This window comes from Paracoccus jeotgali (genome assembly GCF_002865605.1).
Taxonomy (GTDB): Bacteria; Pseudomonadota; Alphaproteobacteria; order Rhodobacterales; family Rhodobacteraceae; genus Paracoccus; species Paracoccus jeotgali.
On record NZ_CP025583.1, the window covers coordinates 3006294 to 3022369 of the forward strand.

Below are 16076 nucleotides of genomic sequence, written 5' to 3' on the forward strand. Positions count from 1 at the left end.
GGTGGCGGCGCGAGTGACGGTGGTGCCGTTCGCAGGAAGGTTGCAAAGCTGAGGCCGGCAAGGCCATGGCGCACCGAGTGGTCAGCCAGAGCCCCGACCGATCAGGTCGAACGAGGTTCCAGAGGCGCGAGCGCTCGCCTGTCGCTATAGCTGATCCATCCACGTCTTGACTCGCTGCCCCATGGTGTCCCAGGTGCGTTCCCTCTGCACAAAGCTGCGCGCGTTGTGGCCGATCGACCTGCGCAACACGGGTTTCTCGATAAGCCGCGCAAGCTGCTGCGAGAGGTCGTCGACGTCCCCCTTGCGGAACAAGAGGCCCGTCTCTCCATCCTGCACCATCTCGGCCATCGCCCGGACTGACGACATCACCACCGCTTTCCCCATCGCCATGGCTTCAAGAGGCTTCAGCGGCGTCACCAACTCGGTCACGATGTGAGGCTTGCGAGGGAACGGGGCGATGTCGATCAGCGAATACCAGGCATCGACGTCGTCATGCGGGACGCGGCCGGGCATGATCAGCCAGTCGTCCAGCCCTGTCTGCTTTGCAATGCCCTCGATCTCTGCCTCGACAGGACCGGCATTTCCGCCAACCAGAACCAGCCTGAAACGGTGGCCCTCCGCGCGCAGCCGCGCACAGGCGCGGGTCAGGTCGTCAAGCCCTTCATACCCCACAAATGAGCCGATATAACCGATAACCGGCACATCGCTCGGAACCTTCCACGCAGCCGCCAGCCGCTCGTCGCGGGGAAGCGGCTGAAACCGATCCGGGTCGCATGAGTTTGGCAGCAGCGAGATCCGATCCGCCGCCACCCCGCGCTTCACCAATTCGTCTTTCATGGGCGAAGCGAGCGTAAAAACATGATCACAGGCAGCGGCGGTACGCGATTCCAGCGCCGTGTGGGTCTTGTAAGCCAACGTCAGGTCATAAGCCGGATCGCGGGCCAAATGGCTCAGTTCCCAGAATCCACGAACCTCATAGGCGATCGGCACGCCGCATCGCCGCGCCGCCAGAAGCGCCGGCAAGGCAGCGATATAATTTGAAGCGACCAGGACGGCTTGCGGCCGGACGCTGCGCAGGCGACGTTCGATCTGATCTGCGGCCTCGGACAGATAGGCTTGGCTGCGGTCGCGGCCTAGGCGCTTTGGGTAAAGGTCCCTAAGGTATGGAACGCCATCGATTACCTCGGCGTCAGGCAAGCTGTCGATATGGTCGACGGTGTCCAGTGGAAAGCCGGGACGGGTGAGGCACAAGAGGTCGATCCCCGCCCCGTTCATTCCTCTCGCCAAGCCGTGGCTGCGCATTGCATAGCCGTTCGTCAGATAGGGCATGCTGTGATGCAAGATGTACAGCAAGCGCCCCGGCACCGACGGAACCGGGTCTGGCACGATGTCGTCGAGCCCGTCCAGAAGCGACAGCCCGAACAGATCGGAGCCTTCCATTGCCGCTATCTCGCGGCTGGTTGTCTGCGTGACGGGGGTGGTGCTTTTCAATAACTCTATGAGGCGCTTGCTCGCCTTGAGCGACACTTCCAGATCCGCGGCATCCTTGGCGTGCGACAGACACCTGCGCGTGCGCGCGACGTTCAAGGCGCCGTTATCCAGCAGCACCTTGAGCAGCGAATAGTCCGAGTCGGTGCGCCCCAGCCCATGCAGGGTGTCCGCTGCCTCTGCCAGGTATTCCGAGTCCGACAAACATACCTCCTGCAAGGATAAGCTCGACAAAAGCCTGCGCTGTCGCTGCCCGGCTAATCGTCAGTATCTAACGCAATGCACAGCCCAGAGGCCAGACCGTCGAGGACGGCGAAGCGGTCGGATTAACGAGAGGACTGTTGCGAGGGGCAGTTGCGTCGATCATGGCGCCGGCCACTCTGGCAGTTGAGCGATCATGCAGCCGCGTCCGACTCAACAAGAAGCCAGCGTGACGGCGGCTATGTTGGGAGAAACGACGCGGCGTAATCTCCTCGGTCTGCCTACACATGCGCCGCTTGCTCGCAGGTAAGACCAGATTGCAAGCCGCGCTCAGTCTCGCCCGCCCGGTTGTGTGAGGGCAGCATCGACGCTTCAACGTCAGCCCGCACCCGCATCGGCCCAACCTCCTCCTCCGATCTCACCGCACCTTCCAGCAGCCGGATGTTCCACGCGAGATCCCGCACGTTCACGCGGCTCTCGGGCGGCACCTGCGGCGGCCACGGGCCGAGGGTGCCGGTCTGCGCGTGCTGAATCAGCCAGGCGGCGGGGGGCAGGCAGTCGTCGATCAGGTAGTCGCGGCGGGCCATGCGTTGCTTCAGCGCGTCGGACATGCCGCCGATGGCGCGGCCGGTCAGGCGGCATGAGGCGCGGACCTGCACATCGTCGGCGTGGCGGACGACATGGCCGGTCTGGCGCAGGGTGCGGATGATCCTGCGGTCCTCGCCGCAGATCATCGGCTCGAAGCCCCCAGCCGCGAGATAGGCGGCGCGGGTCAGGGCGAGGCTTGCGCCGGCGGCCTCGCCATGGGTGCCGAGGATGTCGGGGCAGCCGCCATGGCGGGCATAGAAGGCCTGCACAAGCTGGCGATAGGTGCCCTCTTGCGTCAGCAGCAGGCGGTCCATGCCGTTCAGCAGCTTGGCCTCGGCCTCGATGGGCACGATCTTGCCGCAGACGGCGTCGGCGCAGGTCAGATGCGCCAGGTTGCGCGCGATCCAGTCCTCGGCCACCACGCAATCGGCGTCGGTGGACAGCAGATAGCGCAGCGCGGGCATCGCGGCCAAGGCTTGCGCGCAGCCCATCCGGCGGGCGGTGCCGACGCCCTGACCGGCGGTCAGCTCGCAGGTCAGCACCTCCAGATCGAGGCCCAGCTGCGGCGCCGTCTGGCGGGCAATCGCCTCGGTGGCATCGCTGGTGTTGTTGACCACCAGAACCACCCGGACCCGCTGCGGAAGCTGGCCCGCCAGCGCGGTCAGGCAGGCGCGGATGCGCTTGGCCTCGTTGCGCGCCGGGATCACGATGGCGATGTCCTTGGCGGTCATGCTGGCCCTCTCGGCAGGCCGCGGTCGATGCGGTATTTCTCGGATCTGGTGACGCGGGCAAAGCGGTGCGTGGTCAGGGCGCTGGTCAGGACCGACAGCGCCTCTTCGCCTTGCAGCTCGTTTCCGCTGGGGCCGAGCCATGTGACGCAGATGATCTCGGCCCGGGGCCAGCGGCCGGCGATATCGCGGGCGAGGCGCTGCAGGTCGCCTTCGTCGAGGAAATAGAGGATCTCGGACAGGATCAGCAGGTCGAACGCGCCCTGCGGCAGGTCGCAGGGGTAGAAGCCCTGGATGAATTCTGCCTCGGGCACCGCCAGCCTTGCGGCCTCGAGGGCGACCTCGATTGCGTCCATGCCGACATAGCGGTCGCAGAGCGGGGCGAGGTGACGCGCAAGCTGGCCATTGCCGCAGCCGAGTTCGAAGGCGGCGCGGTAGCGGGGCTGCGACAGGGCGGCGCGGGTGGCGGCAAATTTCGCCTGCTCATAGGCGCTTTCGCGAAAGCCCCACGGGTCCGAGGTCTTGGCGTAGAGGTTTCGCAGGTGATCCTTGCCGACGCTCATGCCGGCATCCTCCAGAACAGTTCATCCTCGCGGGCGAAGGTCTCGACCATCGCGGGGGGCAGGACGAAGCCGGTGGGATCGTCGGTGACGATGCGGCCGAGCTGGCTTTCATGCGCCTCGATCGCCGCGCGCTTGCGGGTGGCGGCGGGGCCGGGCGGCAGGCGGACCGGCGCGAACGGGGCGATGGTGGCGGGGAAATCGGGGTCGTCCCAGCGGCTCCAGATTGGGTAGCTGAAGAAGGACCAGTCGGGGCGTCTTTGGCGCAGGGCGGCGGTGGCGCGGGCGGCGGCCTGGTGGTCCTCGTGGTGGTCCTGAATGGCGGGGGCGAAGATGTGGGTGATGCCCAGATCGGCGATGATGCGTTCCAGCCGCGCCGCCAGGGCGTCGTGATCGCAGCGATAGAGGCCCGCATCCGGCAGCCCCAGCCATGTCAGATCGCGGGCGGTCCCGCCGAGGCAGGCCAGCGCGCGCTGCAACTCGCGCTGCCGGAGCCGGGCCAGATCGGCGGGTGGCCAAAGCCGCGAGCCGGGATGGCTGGCGCTGCCATCGGTCAGGCAGATCACATGCGCGCCCGCGCCCGCCAAGGCGCGCGCCAGCAAGGCCCCGCAGCCGAGGCTTTCGTCGTCGGGATGCGGCGCGATGACGGCGATGGGCACCTCGCCGCGAAAGACGTGGTCCGGGGCGCTCAATCGAAGACCCCCCAGACCGTGCCGTCCTGCCCCAAGGCGTGATCGGCCGCCCGCTGCAGGAAGGCATCGCGGGCGGCCTGTCGCAGATAGACCGACAGATCGCGCGCCATGCGGCCGGTCGTGGATTCGCTGTCGAAATGCCGCAGGCCGAGGCTTTGTTCGACCGCCTTGATCGCGCCGAGGGCGGCTTCTTCGGTCAAGAGCCGGGCCGAGATCGAGGTGCTGACGATCCGCTCGGCAGGGCCTTCGGCGACGCTGGCCTGCGCGGCGCGTTCGGTCAGGGCCATGCCGGCCCAGACCTGCATCAGCGCGGTCATCAGCCGGGTTTTCTGCGCCTCGGCCTGCATCCGGCCCATCTGACGCAGGGTCGCCGCCGCCTGATCCAGCAGACCGGCTGCCGCCCCCGCCTGCAGGGCCGCGATGCGCCAGACGCCGCCGACGAAATGCGGTTCTTGCAGGTAATCGCCGGGCACGCCGATCCACTCGATGTCCTGCGCGGGGAGTCCCGCGAAATCATAGCTGCCCGAGGCGGTGGCCTGCATCCCCAGCATGTTCCAGCCCGACAGATCCGCCCGCGCCGGATCGGTGACATCGATCAGCGCCAGCCGCACCTCTGGCCCGGAATTCACGGTGACAAGGGCATGGGTGACGGTGCCGAGCCCGGAGGCGAAGTTCTTGGAGCCGTCCAGCTGCGGGGTCGGGCTGTCCTTCAGCGTCGCCGGCACCGGCCCATCCGCGCCCCAGACGCCGAAGAAGCCGCCATTGTCGAGAAGCTGCGTGGTGCTGCGCTGCTGCGTGTCGCTGCCGTAAAGGCGGATCAGCCGCAGCGCGTTCATGTGCCCCTCGAACAGCCGCCCGACGGGCAGGTTCGCCGCACCGATCCGCATCAGCAGCCGCGCAGACTGGACCAGGTCGCTGGCACCGTCTTGGGTCAATGCGCCGGCGCGTCGCAGCAGGTCGATGGAGTGGGCGATAGGACGGGTGCCGCGTTCCTCATCCGCGGCGGCCGCGAACAACTCGTCGCAGAGTTCGGCGATATCGGTGGGGGCAGAGGGGCGAAGGGGCGGGGTCGGCACGTTCATCCGGCGACGCGCCCCGCGACAGCCATACGCGTCATGAATGTCGCCGCACCGACCCAAAACGGGATCAACAAGGCAACAGCGGCAAGAGCGGTCGGGTCCATCGCAGATCCTGTGCATGTCGCCCGGTGGGCGCAAAAGGGACTGCCGGATCAATCGCGAAGCGGCGGCATCGGTTCCGCGGCGGCGGGTAAATCTATGCTAATGCCCGCGCCCTCGCGACGCTGCCACGCCGTCCTGCGCATAAAAAAAGACGGAGGCGACTTTCGTCGCCCCCGCCCTGATCTTGGGTTCGTGTGAACCAGCGCTTATGCGAGCGCCAGGTTCGTCGCCGATTCGCGACCGTCACGGCCGGATTCGATGTCAAAGGTCACGGCCTGACCGTCGTTCAGGTGCTGGATGCCAGCACGCTCAAGCGCGCTGATATGCACGAACACGTCGCGCGACCCACCCTCGGGGGCGATAAAACCAAAACCTTTGGTGGAATTGAACCATTTCACGGTGCCATTAGCCATCGTGATGTCTCCTTGCTTGTTTGCCTTCCGCATGATTGCGACGGCCCGGCTCAGTATCGTCAGAATCACAACTGAAGCCGAAAGCAAACAGAAGGTCGTTCGAAAAATCTTAGCTCATCACATATGGACCAGCAGGGCGCAGATTGCAAGGTTTATCGCAGATCGGCCGCGAAACCCGTGGGCGTATTCCCGCGCATCGGGGTTTTTCACGGCGCATGGGGCCGCGACCCGGCTGCTTGCGGCACCTTGGCGCGGGCTGCTACATCCGGGCGGGCGGCACGGGTCATTCCTCGGGCGGCATGACAGGTCGCGGCCGCTGATCCAGCATCGGCCGGGACTGCGGAAGGGGATGCGCGATGTCGTCGGAAACCAACGCCAACACCTGCGACATACGCAGCCTGAGGCCGATCTACGCCCATCTTCGCCCCAGCTTTCAGCCACGCGGCCAGATGCGGCAGCGCGGGGTCGAGATCGCGTGGGGCTTCCAGATCGCCTGCCGGCACGAGGGCAGCGGGCCGCCACGCATCCGCGTCTCGGGCTGGGCGCTGGCGCCCGACACCGCGACGCCGGCGCAGGTGATCCGCTTTCGCGAGCCGTCAGGGCAGGATCACGATTTTCTTCCCGACCGCCGCCGTCTGGATGTGCTGCGGGCGCTGGGAATCGACGCGACAATTAAGGACCCGGTCGCGCAATGCGGCATTCTGGGCGAGTTCGAGACCCGCGCCACGCGCCTGTCGGTGCGGATTTCGACAGGCGAGCAAGAATTCGACATCGGCACTGTCGAGGTCAAGCCGCAAGAGGTGCTGGCGGGGCAGGATGGCTGGCTGTTTCTGACCGGCGACACCAATGACAGCCTGACCCAGCATTGCCGCGACTATCGCCCCGCGAGCGATTGGCTGGCGGCTTGGGACCGTTATTTCGCCGCCGTCGAGACGCAACCGGTCGGCAAGACGGTCTTTGTCGTGGCCCCCGCCAAGGAAAGCGTCATGCCCGACCGCCACCCGGTGCCGGTCCGCGCCAAGGGGCCGATCACGCATCTGCTGTCGCGCCATCCCGGACACATCATCTACCCGGTCGAGAGACTGGGCGAGGCGCGCGATCTGGCCTATGACCGCGTCGACACGCATTGGACCGATTTCGGCGGCCGGATCGCAGCGGAACAGGTGCTGCAAGAGGCGGGCGAGGAGCTGCCGCCGATCCCGGACCTGTATCACATCGCCACGGGCCGGGGCGATCTGGGCGACAAGCTGGCGCCGCCCGAAACCGCGCTGCGCGCCTCTGCCGCATGGCCCGATACCTCGCGCTGCGTGTTCGAGAACTTCGTCACCCATCACGGCAATATCCGCATCTTCCGGAACGATCAGGCGCCGCTGGACCGCACGGTGCTGCTGTTCGGGGGCAGCTCGGCCAATTACATGATCCGCTATCTCGCCGCTGCCTGCCGCCGTCTGGTCAGCGTCTGGAGCACCGGCGCCTGGGACGACGAGATTATCGCCCATGAGCAGCCCGACATCGTGATCCTGCAAACCAATGAGCGTTTTCTGGTCACCCCGCCTGCGCCCCGGATGAACACGTTTTCCATGGTCGCCCGCAAGATCGCCCGCGGCCAGACCACCCCGCCGCCCGATGTCGCGGCGGTCATGGCGGGTTTCGCCGAGGCGGGCGAGGGCTGGTATGTCTCGCGCCACCCGCGCCTGACATGATCGGTTAACCGCCCGCAACTTCAGGGCTTTCTGCAGCCCTGTCAGAACGCTAGAACCGATCCCGCGACTCTTATCTGGCAGGATCACGCATGCCCCATTGGTACACCGCCGACACGCATTTCAACGATGACGGCATCCGCCGCTTTTTCGCCCGCCCCTTTGCCAGCACCGCCCAGATGGACGAGGCGATGATCGCGCGGGCCAGCGATGTCGTGGCCCCGCAGGATGATTTCTGGATCATCGGCGACTTCGCCTGGTGCGAGGATGACGCCGGGCGCGCGGCGGCCACCGCGACCTTCAACCGCCTGCCCGGCCGCAAGCATCTGGTGCAGGGCAATCACAATCCGGTCTGGCTGCTGGACGCCGTCGACTGGGCCAGCACCCATCACCTTGTCGAGGTGCAGGACGAGGATCAGCTGTTCGTGCTGTGCCACTACCCGCTGGTGACGTGGAATCACGCGCGCTCCGGCTCGGTCAACCTGTTCGGGCATGTGCATCTGAACTGGCAGGGGGCGGCGAACCAGATCAATGTCGGCGTGGATTGCTGGGATTTCGCGCCCGTCTCGCGCCGCGACGTGCTGCTGCGCGGGTTCGAACTGCCGGAAAGCGAGCTGTTCCTTCAGGTCGAGCGGGTCTGAGGGCGGGAAGCCGTCACCCTCACCAGCCCTGATAACGCGCGGAGAGGTCGGGGCTCAACGCATCGGCGCGGGCAAGGGTCAGGTCGCGGGCGACGCCCTCGATCAGGTCGCGTTCGCGCAGGGGCGGGCAGGTGGCCAGCACCTGCTGGCTGTGCAGCAGCCCCAGCAGGTTTCCGGCAATGGCGGCGGTGCTGTCGCTGTCGCCGGAATGGATCGCGGCAATCCGCAGCCCGTGGTCCGGATCGCGCCCCACCCGCGCGGCATAGACGGCGATGGACAGCGCCTCTTCGGCCACCCAGCCTTCCCCCAGCCTCTCGACGGTGTCCGGCTTGCCGTCGTCCGGTGCGGTCATCGCGGCATCCAGCGCCCGCATGATCGGCGCGGACAGCGCCACCGCGCCCACCGCGTCGGCAAGCGAGGCGCCATGCAGCAGTTCGAACAGGATGCGCGCCTGCGCGACGGCTGCCTCGATCCCCAGAACATGGCCGTGGGTCAAGGCCGAGGTGTCGTGGGCCAGCTGTTCTGCCTGCCGCGCGTCGCTTGCGATCAGGGCGCAGGGGGCGACGCGCATGATGGTGCCGCAGCCCTTGCTGTCATTCAGCGCCGGTTCACCAAAGCGCGTCGCCTCGGCCAGCGCCGACAGGCAGGTCAGCCCCGGCGCGCGGCGGCGGTGCAGGCGCGGATCGGTGATCAGGCCCCGGTCGCAGACCTGCATCTGCGGTCTGCCGCCTTGGGTCACATACCAGCGCAGCAGGGCGTGGTGGACGACCGCCTCGGGCGCGCAGATGCCGCGTTCGGCGACCCGGACCCGGGCGCGGATCAGCCCTTCGGCGGTGAACAGCGTCATCTGAGTGTCGTCGGTGATGCTGTCCGAGGCACGGACCCCCTCGCGGCGGATCTGGTCGAGGCTCCAGAACTCGATATCTGCCCCCATGGCGTCGCCCATGGCCCCGCCCAGCAGGCAGGCGCTGATCTTGTCTTGCATGATCTTTCCTTTCATTAACCTGTCCTTAACATGCCATGGCGGCCCGCCCTTGGGTCGATCTGTCGGGATTTTCCGCATGCAGGGCTATTTCGGGATCTACTGGACCTATCCGGTGCCGTGGCTGGGCTTTACCCGGTTCGACGGCGTGGACCACGCCGCCCGGATCAGCCGCACCATCCGCTATCAGCGCGATATCATCCGGCGCGAGGTCGCGGCGCTGCATGGCGTGCTGGCGGCAGAGGCCGCCTTTATGGAGAACGCGCCCGACCGTGGCACGCCCGAGGTCGCGGCCGAGATCGCGCAGGCGGCGAAGGCCCGGCCAGAGCTGGTGCCGGTGCTGGTCGATTTCGGGCAGGTGCTCGGCTGGCGGCGCCACCCCGACCTGATGCGGCTGATGAACGACGCGGGCGCGCATTTCGCCGCCCCGGACCCGATCTTCCTTGCCGGGGTGCGCTTCGATCCGGCGGCGCATTTCCGCGACTGGGCCAGCCGCTGGCAGGATCATGCGCAGCGCAAGGACAGCCACCGGCAGGACGTGCTGGCGGCGCTTGCCGCGGCCCCGCACGGGGGCAACGCGGCGCTGGCGGCCTATCTCAACGCGGAAGGGCTGCGGACCCATACCGGCAAGGCGTGGAGCGCTGACAATCTGCGCAAGTTCCGCGCCAAGGGCTGATCGGCTCAGCGTCCCGCGTGCGGATGGCAGACAAAGGCGGCCATCGGCGGCAGGTGCGGCTGCGCGGGGTCGATGGGGTGCGCCGGACCATGGACCGGGCACAGCTCGGCGGGCGGCGCGGCTGGCGGCTGGACCAGATACAGCATCCCATGAGCCGCGAGATCCTGGGGGGTGATCCATGGCGAATCGGACAGATCGTCGGTGACGGCGACAGCCGGCGCGGGCGACAGCGCGATGCTGACCAGCCCCGCCAGCCAGCGATCGCCGCCGACGATGCGCAGGGGCGTGTCACGCTCGGATTGCCACGCGGCATGGGCTTGAGCAGCGATCTGCTGCATGGGCCAGAAGGGGCGGGCGGGCCGGTGATCGGTCGCGCGCCACGCCTGGGCGGCAAAAGCCACAGCCGCCAGCGTCACGATCCCCGCCGCCGTCCAAGCCAGCCGCCGCAGCCGGTCGGTGGGCCAGTCGCGCGCGAATTCTGCCACGATCCACAACCCCAGCATGGTGAACATCGGCATCCCCCACATGTCGCGGGGCGAGGCGCCGGTCAGCGCGCTGCCCAGCACGACCAGCAGCACCGGGCCAAAGGTGAAGACCCGCAGGAACAGCAGGCTCTGCGCGGCGGGCAGGGCAAAGGGCTGCGGGCGCGGCAGCTTGCGCAGACCTGCCACCGCCAGCAGCACCAGCATCGGCAGGTGATTGAGCAGCTGCGCCGCCAGAAACGCCAGCGGCCCCCACGCCCCCGCCTTCTCGACCGAGCGGTCGGCGGCATAGCCGAGCGGCTTTAATTCATGCGTCGCCAGCCACAGCAGATGCGGCGCAAAGACCAGCAGCGCCGCGCCCATGGTCAGCCACGGGCGCAGCGTCCGATAGTGCGGGCGGGTGGACGGAAACAGCAGCCCGGCCAGCCCCGCCACCACCGCCAGCACGATGATCGAGTATTTCGCATGCATTCCGCAGCCGATCAGCACCCCCAGCAGCAGCCACAGCGCGGTCCGCTGCGGGCTGCGCAGGATGCGGGCAAAGACGTGGATGATCGCGGCCCAGAAGGGCAGTTGGATGACGTTGTGATTGAACTCCAGCGTCAGGAAGGTCAGATACAGCGACCCCGCCAGCAGCAGGGTGCCCGCCGCGGCGCTGCGGGCGTCCATCAGCAGCCGCCCGGTGCGATAGACCAGCAGATAGGTCACCGCCACCGCCAGTTGCGACAGCAGATAGGGCGTCCAGATCCTGTCCGGCAGCAGCAGATAGCCGGCCTGCAGGAACCACGCCGGCATCGGCGGGTGCTTGTGCGTGCCCAGCAGCCAATGCGGCGCCCAGCCCCAGCCCTCGACCACATCCAGCGGCGGCGAGGTGCTGAGCCATGCCGGCACCACCGTCAGCACGACCAGCTGAAACAGCACGAACAGCCCGACCAGGCGCGCGGGCGAGGGGCGGGTGACGCTCATGCCCGGCGGCCCCGCGCGGATTCGATCGACCACAGCGCGACCAGGAAATTCAGCGCCGCCGCGACGACGGTCCCAACGATCTTGGCCGGCCACAGCCCGATCCAGCCGGTCATCAGGCCCAGAGACAGCGAGGAGATCGCCAGCGACACCAGCGCGCCCCCCATGACGAAACGCGGCAGCGCCTGCCAATGGCTGCGACCGCGCTGGAAGGTCCAGCTTGAATTCAGCGCATAGGAAAACAGGACCGCGACCCCCCAGGCGATGACATTGGCCAGCAGCGGCGCCAGCCCCTGCAGCAGCCAGAAGACGGCGAAATCGACCGCCGTATTGCCGACGCCCACGATCAGAAAGCGCAGGATCTTGGTCAAATTCAGGCTCATGATCCGGGTCCGTGGCGGGGCTGCGGGTTCGGGGGGTCTGTAAGCCCTTCGGCGGCGGATTCCCAGCGCTGCCGTTCGCGGGCCGATTGTGCTTGGGCGCGGGGTTAACTAGGTTGGGCCAGCCCCTTGTCAGCAGCCGAAAGAGCCCGGAATGAAAAGCCTGGCGTTTGTCATTCCGATCTACAACGAAGCCGAGAACATCGCCTCGCTGCTGGACCGGCTGCTGTCGGTCGCCGACCGGCTCGAGCGGTTATTCGCGTTGCAGGTCCGGCTGGTCTTCATCGACGATGGCAGCGCCGATGACAGCTATGACATCCTGAAGGCGCAGGAGTTCGGCGGCCGTCCGGCGCAGATCGTGCAGTTTTCGCGCAATTTCGGGAAAGAGGCGGCGCTGTCGGCAGGGCTGGAAGCTGCGGCCGATGCCGATGCGGTGATCCTGATGGACGCCGATCTGCAGCACCCGCCCGAGGCCGCGCTGGACTTCGTCACGGGCTGGCTCGAAGAAGGCTATGACAGCGTCTATTCCTACAAGGATCAGCGCCGGAAAAGCGAGGGCGCGCTGCGGGCGCTGATGTCCTGGCTGTTCTATCGCACCATCAATCACGGCGCGCGCTTCGTCATTCCGCGCGACGCGGGCGATTTCCGGCTGCTGACGCAGCCGGTCTGCCACGCGCTGCTGGCGATGCCGGAAAACCAGCGCTTCATGAAGGGGCTGTATGGCTGGGTCGGGTTCCGCCAAAAGGCCATCCCCTTCACGCCCGAGCCGCGCATGGCCGGCACCTCCAGCTTTCGCCCGGCGCAGCTTTTCGCCATGACGCTGGATGCGCTGACCAGCTTCACCATCGCGCCGCTGCGGTTCATGGCGCTGTTCGGGCTGATCATCGCCTGCCTCAGCACCCTTTACGGCATCTTCATCGTGGTCGAGCGGCTGCTGGTCGGCGGCAACCCGGCGGGGATCGCCTCGGTCCTGACGCTGATCTCGTTCTTCGGCGGGATGCAGATGCTGGCACTGGGGCTGCTGGGCGAATATGTCGGCAAGGGCGTGCTCGAGGCCAAGAACCGCCCCAGCTTCATCATCCGCGACCGGGTGACGATCAACGCCGACGGGGCTGCGACAGGGGCCGAACCGCAGGTCGCGCCGCTGTCAAAGGCAGGCCGCGGGCGGTGAGGGGCGTTCTGGTCGCCGACGATTTCGGGCTGGGGCTGCGGCACAATCAGGTCATCCTGACCCTGCTGGAAAACGGCGCGATCGACGCGACGTCGGTGATGATCGACGGCGCGCTGCCGCCGGATCATCTGGCGCGGCTGGAACGCTGCCGGCGGCAGGGCGCGCAAATCGGGCTGCATCTGAACCTGACCCACAGATTTGACGCTGACCCCGCCGCGCCCACCATCTCGCAACTGCTGCGGGACGCGCTGCGGGGGCGGGTGCCGGCAGCGCTGCTGGGGGATTTCGCGCGGCAGGCGCAGGCGTTTCAGGATCGGTTCGAGCGGCTGCCCGATTTCTATGACGGTCATCAGCATGTCCACTGCCTGCCCGGCTTTGCCGCCGCCGCGGCCGCGTTGCCGAAAGGCGAGGCGACATGGCTGCGCGTCCCGCTGCCTCGTGGGGCGGGCGGGCTGCGCCGCAATATCCGCGCGGGTGGGCCAAAGACGCTGCTGGTCGCCTCGCTGGCGCGGGCGGCGCGGCGGCGTTTCCGGCGAATGGGCTGGCGCGTCAACGAGGATTTCAGCGGGTTTCTGCGGCTGGACGATCCGGTCAGCGTGCGGCGTTGGCTGCCGCGTCTGCTGGATGCAACCGGCCCCGATTGCGTTGTGATGGTGCATCCGGGGGCGCAGGACGACCCGGCGCAATGTCCCGGTCATGCAGCGGCCGCGCGGCAGGTGGAGGCGGAGATCCTCGCAGGCCGGAAAGAGCACGAGCCATGAGGGCGCTGCTGGCGGCGCTCTGCCTTTCCGCGATCCCGGTGCAGGCCGCGGCGGAAGAGCTGCGGATCGGCGTCCTCGATTATGCCGGGGCCGATTACGCGCTGTCACATTGGGCGTACACGGTTCAGGGGCTGAACGCGGCGCTGCCCGATCATCACTTTCGGCTGGTGGCGCTGGACATGCCGGCGCTGGATGCGGCGCTGGCCGAGGGCGCTGTGGATTTTGTGATCACGAACCCCGGCCACTACGCGCAGCTTGAATACGGCCACCGCATCAGCCGCATCGCGACGACCGAGGACGACGCCCCGGTGGCCGGCAGCCTGATCACGACGCAGGATCTGGACAGCCTTGACGATCTGGCCGGCAAGCGCCTCGCCGTGGTGTCGACCGAGGCGTTCGGCGGCTTTCGCCTGATCTGGGGCGAGATGATGGACTCCAACCCCCGCCTGCCGTCGCGTATCGAGCTGGTCGAGACCGGCTTTCCCATGCAGCGCGTGGCCGATGCGGTGCTGGACGGGCAGGCCGATGCCGGGGCGATGCGGGCCTGCATGCTGGAACAGCTGCAGGCCGATCATCCCGGCCGCTATGACGCGCTGCGGGTGTTCGCGCAGCGCGATTCCGGCGGCTCGGACTGCGCCGTCTCGACCCGGATCTATCCCGGCTGGCCCTTTGCCAAGACCGAGGCCACGCCGCCCGACACCGCCAAGCAGGTGGCGCTGGCCCTGCTGGCGATGGGCGGCGACACGCGCTGGACGGTGCCGGTCGATTACCAGCCCGTCCACGACCTGCTGCGGCGGCTGCGGATCGGCCCCTATGCGCGCGGCCCCGTTTCGCCCGGCGACGTGGTCGAGGATTACCGCGACTGGCTGATCGCGCTGGCGCTGGCGCTGCTGTTCTGGGCGATCTATTCCGTCCGGATCGAGCGCCGCGTGCGCCAGCGGACCCGCGAGCTGGACGACAGCAACCACCGCCTGCGGCTGGAAATGGCCGAGCGGCAGCGCATGGAAGAGGCCGAGCGCCAGCACCGGCGCGAGATCGAACATGTCGCCCGCCTCTCGATCCTGGGCGAAATGGCGTCGAGCATCGCGCATGAGTTGAACCAGCCGTTGGCGGCGATCTCTGGCTTTGCGCAGGGCAGCCTGATCCGGCTGCAGGGTGGCACCATGACCGCGCCCGAGATGCAGACCGCCGCCACCCGCATCGCCGAGCAGGCCGAGCGCGCGGCGACGGTGATCCGCCGCATCCGCGCCTTTGTCCGCAAGCGCGAGGTCCAGATGCAGCCCCTGCGCCCGGCCGATCTGCTGCGCGACTCGCAGGCGCTGTTCGCGCCGGCCGCCAATCGCGGCGGGGTCAGCGTCACCATCGACGCGCCCGACAACCTGCCGCGCGTGCTGGCCGACCCGATCCAGATGCAGCAGGTCTTGCTGAACCTGGTCCAGAACGCCATCGACGCCATGCAGACGACCCCGCCCGAGGACCGCCGCATCGACATAACCTTGCGCTCGGACACGACGCCCAAGCCCGGTGTCACGCTGCGGCTGCGCGATCACGGCACCGGCATGGACCCAGCCGCGCTGGCCCGCTTTGCCGAGGCGTTCCACACCACCAAGCCCGACGGGATCGGGCTGGGGCTTGCGCTGTCGCGGTCAATCGTCGAAGCCCATGGCGGCACCATGCAGGCCGGGCCGCCGGCCACGGGGTCGGGGCTGGTAGTGACGATCTGGCTGCCGGTGGCCGGGGACGATCTGGAACGGAAAGGGGCCGACCATGACGGATGAGGCGGTCATTCACGTCGTCGACGACGATCAGGCCGCGCGCGAGGGGCTGGCCTTTCTGCTGTCAGCGCTGGGCCTCGACGTGCGCTGCCATGCGGGCGGGGCCGAGTTGCTGGCGGTGCTGGACCCGGACCGGCCGGGCTGCATCCTCGCCGATCTGCGGATGCCGGGCATGTCGGGGCTGGAACTGCTGGACGCGCTGCGCGACCTCGACTGCCCCCTGCCGGTCATCATGATCACCGGGCACGGCGATGTGCCGGCGGCGGTGCGGGCGATGCAGCAGGGGGCGCTGGATTTTCTGGAAAAGCCGGTCAACGGCATGGCGCTGGTCAATCGCGTGACCGAGGCCATTGCGATCAGCCGCGACACCGCCGCCGCGCGCCGGATGCGGGCGGCGCTGGACGACCGCCTTGCCAGCCTGACCGCGCGCGAGGCCGAGGTCGCCCGCGCCGTGCTGGCCGGGCGGCTGAACAAGCAGATCGCGGCCGATCTGGGGATCAGCCAGAAAACCGTCGAGATTCATCGCCATAACCTGATGGACAAGATGGGCGCGGGCAGCGCGGCGGAACTGGTGCGACGGCTTGTCGCGGCCGGATGGGGGCAGGATTAGGGGTTTACCCCTAGCCCTTGCGGGTTTGCCCCGATGGCGCGCCGACCCGCCCGCGCCCTAGATCGAGAGTGTTCCACAAGAAGG

At 67.9% G+C, this 16076-nt stretch carries 16 protein-coding genes; 7 read left to right on the plus strand and 9 right to left on the minus strand.

The features are described from left to right. Positions 1-144: 144 nt before the first annotated feature. The 6 genes from CYR75_RS14465 to CYR75_RS14490 all read right to left on the minus strand — a co-directional run bounded on the left by CYR75_RS14465 (position 145) and on the right by CYR75_RS14490 (position 5851). Entirely contained in the window at positions 145-1692 is a 1548-nt protein-coding gene (locus CYR75_RS14465; RefSeq protein ID WP_101500677.1) for a glycosyltransferase family 4 protein, read from the minus strand. 278 nt (positions 1693-1970) lie between these two features. Continuing rightward, positions 1971-3008, minus strand: a complete 1038-nt coding sequence (locus CYR75_RS14470; protein ID WP_101500678.1) for a glycosyltransferase — start codon at positions 3006-3008, stop codon at positions 1971-1973. Next, complete coding sequence (locus CYR75_RS14475) at positions 3005-3568, minus strand: SAM-dependent methyltransferase (protein ID WP_101500679.1); 564 nt, start codon at positions 3566-3568, stop codon at positions 3005-3007. Before CYR75_RS14475 ends, CYR75_RS14470 begins: the two co-directional genes overlap by 4 nt. Further along, positions 3565-4257: a PIG-L deacetylase family protein gene (locus tag CYR75_RS14480; protein WP_225972758.1), complete on the minus strand. Its 693-nt coding sequence runs from the start codon at positions 4255-4257 to the stop codon at positions 3565-3567. The genes CYR75_RS14475 and CYR75_RS14480 overlap by 4 nt, the downstream gene beginning before the upstream one ends. Beyond that, positions 4254-5339, minus strand: coding sequence for an acyl-CoA dehydrogenase family protein (locus CYR75_RS14485; RefSeq protein ID WP_101500680.1), 1086 nt, complete (start codon positions 5337-5339; stop codon positions 4254-4256). Before CYR75_RS14485 ends, CYR75_RS14480 begins: the two co-directional genes overlap by 4 nt. Positions 5340-5644: 305 nt before the next feature. Continuing rightward, positions 5645-5851, minus strand: coding sequence for a cold-shock protein (locus tag CYR75_RS14490; RefSeq protein WP_101500681.1), 207 nt, complete (start codon positions 5849-5851; stop codon positions 5645-5647). Positions 5852-6207: 356 nt separating this feature from the next. On the opposite strand from CYR75_RS14490, the gene CYR75_RS14495 reads away from it, so the two are divergent. Together CYR75_RS14495 and CYR75_RS14500 are read left to right on the plus strand one after the other, a co-directional pair. Beyond that, on the plus strand, positions 6208-7554 hold the full coding sequence (locus tag CYR75_RS14495) for a hypothetical protein (protein WP_101500682.1): 1347 nt from the start codon (positions 6208-6210) through the stop codon (positions 7552-7554). Positions 7555-7643: 89 nt separating this feature from the next. Beyond that, on the plus strand, positions 7644-8192 hold the full coding sequence (locus CYR75_RS14500) for a metallophosphoesterase (RefSeq protein ID WP_101500683.1): 549 nt from the start codon (positions 7644-7646) through the stop codon (positions 8190-8192). 19 nt (positions 8193-8211) lie between these two features. Here the strand turns inward: CYR75_RS14500 and CYR75_RS14505 are convergent, their stop codons facing one another. Further along, positions 8212-9177, minus strand: coding sequence for an ADP-ribosylglycohydrolase family protein (locus tag CYR75_RS14505; RefSeq protein WP_225972759.1), 966 nt, complete (start codon positions 9175-9177; stop codon positions 8212-8214). A 76-nt stretch (positions 9178-9253) separates the two neighbouring features. Here CYR75_RS14505 and CYR75_RS14510 point away from each other — a divergent pair, with 76 nt between their 5' ends. After that, the gene (locus CYR75_RS14510; protein ID WP_101500685.1) at positions 9254-9850 is read left to right on the plus strand and encodes a hypothetical protein; all 597 of its coding nucleotides are present in this window, start codon (positions 9254-9256) and stop codon (positions 9848-9850) included. 5 nt (positions 9851-9855) lie between these two features. Here CYR75_RS14510 and CYR75_RS14515 read toward each other — a convergent pair whose 3' ends face one another. Next, on the minus strand, positions 9856-11298 hold the full coding sequence (locus CYR75_RS14515) for a glycosyltransferase family 39 protein (RefSeq protein ID WP_101500686.1): 1443 nt from the start codon (positions 11296-11298) through the stop codon (positions 9856-9858). Further along, a complete protein-coding gene (locus CYR75_RS14520) occupies positions 11295-11678 on the minus strand; it encodes a GtrA family protein (RefSeq protein WP_101500687.1) in 384 nt (127 codons plus the stop codon). The genes CYR75_RS14515 and CYR75_RS14520 overlap by 4 nt, the downstream gene beginning before the upstream one ends. A 151-nt stretch (positions 11679-11829) precedes the next feature. Here CYR75_RS14520 and CYR75_RS14525 point away from each other — a divergent pair, with 151 nt between their 5' ends. The 4 genes from CYR75_RS14525 to CYR75_RS14540 are packed head-to-tail and all read left to right on the plus strand — an operon-like array spanning position 11830 to position 15992. Further along, positions 11830-12846, plus strand: coding sequence for a glycosyltransferase family 2 protein (locus tag CYR75_RS14525; RefSeq protein ID WP_101500688.1), 1017 nt, complete (start codon positions 11830-11832; stop codon positions 12844-12846). Next, positions 12843-13607: a ChbG/HpnK family deacetylase gene (locus tag CYR75_RS14530; protein WP_101500689.1), complete on the plus strand. Its 765-nt coding sequence runs from the start codon at positions 12843-12845 to the stop codon at positions 13605-13607. The genes CYR75_RS14525 and CYR75_RS14530 overlap by 4 nt, the downstream gene beginning before the upstream one ends. Next, positions 13604-15385 carry a sensor histidine kinase gene (locus CYR75_RS14535; RefSeq protein ID WP_158644673.1) on the plus strand — a complete coding sequence of 594 codons (1782 nt, stop codon included), beginning with the start codon at positions 13604-13606 and terminating at the stop codon, positions 15383-15385. The genes CYR75_RS14530 and CYR75_RS14535 overlap by 4 nt, the downstream gene beginning before the upstream one ends. Then, the gene (locus CYR75_RS14540) at positions 15375-15992 is read left to right on the plus strand and encodes a response regulator transcription factor (RefSeq protein WP_101500691.1); all 618 of its coding nucleotides are present in this window, start codon (positions 15375-15377) and stop codon (positions 15990-15992) included. The genes CYR75_RS14535 and CYR75_RS14540 overlap by 11 nt, the downstream gene beginning before the upstream one ends. Positions 15993-16076: the final 84 nt, after the last annotated feature.

Excerpts from the sequence above, each read along its gene's own strand:
- CYR75_RS14470 (WP_101500678.1), bottom strand. The coding sequence starts at position 3,008 with ATGACCGCCAAGGACATCGCCATCGTGATCCCGGCGCGCAACGAGGCC.
- CYR75_RS14475 (WP_101500679.1), bottom strand. The coding sequence starts at position 3,568 with ATGAGCGTCGGCAAGGATCACCTGCGAAACCTCTACGCCAAGACCTCG.
- CYR75_RS14485 (WP_101500680.1), bottom strand. The coding sequence starts at position 5,339 with ATGAACGTGCCGACCCCGCCCCTTCGCCCCTCTGCCCCCACCGATATC.
- CYR75_RS14490 (WP_101500681.1), bottom strand. The coding sequence starts at position 5,851 with ATGGCTAATGGCACCGTGAAATGGTTCAATTCCACCAAAGGTTTTGGT.
- CYR75_RS14495 (WP_101500682.1), top strand. The coding sequence starts at position 6,208 with ATGTCGTCGGAAACCAACGCCAACACCTGCGACATACGCAGCCTGAGG.
- CYR75_RS14500 (WP_101500683.1), top strand. The coding sequence starts at position 7,644 with ATGCCCCATTGGTACACCGCCGACACGCATTTCAACGATGACGGCATC.
- CYR75_RS14505 (WP_225972759.1), bottom strand. The coding sequence starts at position 9,177 with ATGCAAGACAAGATCAGCGCCTGCCTGCTGGGCGGGGCCATGGGCGAC.
- CYR75_RS14510 (WP_101500685.1), top strand. The coding sequence starts at position 9,254 with ATGCAGGGCTATTTCGGGATCTACTGGACCTATCCGGTGCCGTGGCTG.
- CYR75_RS14515 (WP_101500686.1), bottom strand. The coding sequence starts at position 11,298 with ATGAGCGTCACCCGCCCCTCGCCCGCGCGCCTGGTCGGGCTGTTCGTG.
- CYR75_RS14520 (WP_101500687.1), bottom strand. The coding sequence starts at position 11,678 with ATGAGCCTGAATTTGACCAAGATCCTGCGCTTTCTGATCGTGGGCGTC.
- CYR75_RS14525 (WP_101500688.1), top strand. The coding sequence starts at position 11,830 with ATGAAAAGCCTGGCGTTTGTCATTCCGATCTACAACGAAGCCGAGAAC.
- CYR75_RS14535 (WP_158644673.1), top strand. The coding sequence starts at position 13,604 with ATGAGGGCGCTGCTGGCGGCGCTCTGCCTTTCCGCGATCCCGGTGCAG.
- CYR75_RS14540 (WP_101500691.1), top strand. The coding sequence starts at position 15,375 with ATGACGGATGAGGCGGTCATTCACGTCGTCGACGACGATCAGGCCGCG.